The organism is Providencia alcalifaciens DSM 30120, assembly GCF_000173415.1.
GTDB lineage: Bacteria > Pseudomonadota > Gammaproteobacteria > Enterobacterales > Enterobacteriaceae > Providencia > Providencia alcalifaciens.
Genome location: NZ_ABXW01000075.1, coordinates 1 through 671 on the forward strand (window position 1 = coordinate 1; position 671 = coordinate 671).

General features: G+C 44.3%; 1 pseudogene. It reads right to left on the reverse strand.

Annotation, left to right across the window (positions count from 1 at the left end):
- Nucleotides 1-671, reverse strand: a pseudogene (locus tag PROVALCAL_RS19825) (hypothetical protein); the annotation flags it as partial.

Below are 671 nucleotides of genomic sequence, written 5' to 3' on the forward strand. Positions count from 1 at the left end.
CCCCAGTTGATATTAAAAATGTCGGACCGTATGCGTACTGATATGTTGTTGATGTATTTGTCCTGAATACCTGCGTTTTTCTTTCTTTTACAATATTAAAAAAGTCAACGTCTCCATTACCACCTCGGTATGGACCGCTACCAGCCAAACCATAATCACCAGGATAAATTGGCGACATCCAACCAGACCACTTCATGCCAGTTCGGCTACGACCGTATATTCTTCCGTTACCAAGTTGAAGCTGGTCTACCATTCCTGAATTATCTGAACCGCCTTGCCTTGTCATAACTAAAATAGCTGAGTATAACTGAGCAAAGTTTATGGCATCGCCACCAGATGCCGCATAGAATCCATTAGCCTCCAGCTTGTCTGCATCTTTATAAGTTACTGGTTGGGTGTTACCTGATGGACTTGCTCCTAATCCATTGGCTCCCACTGCCATTTTTCCATCAATCAGCTTTTTCAGTGCAATAATACTTTCGAGCCTTACCGTTTCCCCGGTTGGAGTTTTAATTTCAACGATGCCGTCCTGTGTTAGCCATGTGTCCATGTTTCGGAGGAAATACTGGATATACTGCTGATTCGCTAGCATCTTGCGAACACCATCGCTCATGCTGTCTAGAACGAAAGTCGCAATCTGATACTTCACTGCTGAAGCTGCCACTGGTACC